General features: G+C 51.3%; 1 protein-coding gene. It reads left to right on the top strand.

The features are described 5' to 3' along the window. The first annotated feature begins 23 nt into the window (after positions 1-23). On the top strand, positions 24-956 hold the full coding sequence (locus WG891_RS26575) for an IS110 family transposase (RefSeq protein WP_443006375.1): 933 nt from the start codon (positions 24-26) through the stop codon (positions 954-956). The last annotated feature ends 36 nt before the right edge of the window (positions 957-992 follow it).

Genomic DNA, 992 nt, shown 5'->3' with positions numbered 1-992 from the left:
CACGCAAGGCTGGGAGACATGAGATGAAGCAAAAGACTTACGTCGGTATTGATATCGCCAAAGAGAAGTTCGACGTGTTTATCAACACAGACCAGCGTATTGCTCAATTTGACAATACGCCCTCAGGGCATCAGGCGTTAATCACCTTGCTTGAGACCTATGAGGTGGAGCTGATCGCCATGGAGGCGACAGGTAAATATCATGGGCCACTTTGTGCAGCGCTCACGTTGAAGACATTGCCCGTAGCGGTCGTTAATCCCCGGCAGGTCAAGAATTTTGCCCGAGCGTTGGGAAAACGGGCAAAAACAGACACGATAGATGCTGCCGTGTTATGCCGCTTTGCCCAGGCGATAGAGCCGCCAGTGAGGGAACAAAACGATGTTCAAACTCAACGTCTGGCGGGAATGGTAACGCGGCGGCGTCAGTTGATAGAGATCCGCACAGCGGAGCTTAACAGGCTTGAGGGGGCGTTATACGAGGCCAGCCAATCGATACATGCCCATGTTAATTGGCTGAATCAGCAGATTAGCGATATTGACGATGATATACACCGACAACTGAAGGTGATGCCAGTCTGGCAGGAGAAAGCCAGGTTGCTCGAAGAGGTGAAAGGGTTAGGTAAAGTGACGGTGTCGACGTTACTGGCGTTGTTACCGGAGCTAGGTAAGCTGACACGGCGAGAAATCAGTGCGTTAGTTGGCGTGTGCCCGTACGCCCATGAAAGTGGGAAAATGAAAGGGCAGCGAACGATCTGGGGCGGTCGTTCGGCGGTGAGAGCGGCGCTTTACATGGCAACGTTGTCGGCAACGCGTAGCAATAAGACGATAAAAGAGTTCTATGACAAGCTGGTTGCACGGGGTAAAGCGAAGAAAGTGGCGCTAACCGCGTGCATCAGAAAGCTGTTAACGATATTAAACGCGATGCTGCGAGATAATAGGCAATGGGTGACAAATTAATCATCACCCATTGACTTTAAACACAGCTGCTCTCCC

Origin of the sequence: Serratia sp. MMO-28, assembly GCF_037199905.1 — a bacterium.
GTDB lineage: Bacteria > Pseudomonadota > Gammaproteobacteria > Enterobacterales > Enterobacteriaceae > Chania > Chania oryzae.
Note: the sequence above shows the minus strand (reverse complement) of the source record. Positions and strands in the feature narration are given on the sequence as shown.

Coding starts and splice junctions, on each gene's coding strand:
- WG891_RS26575 (WP_443006375.1), top strand. CDS start 24: ATGAAGCAAAAGACTTACGTCGGTATTGATATCGCCAAAGAGAAGTTC.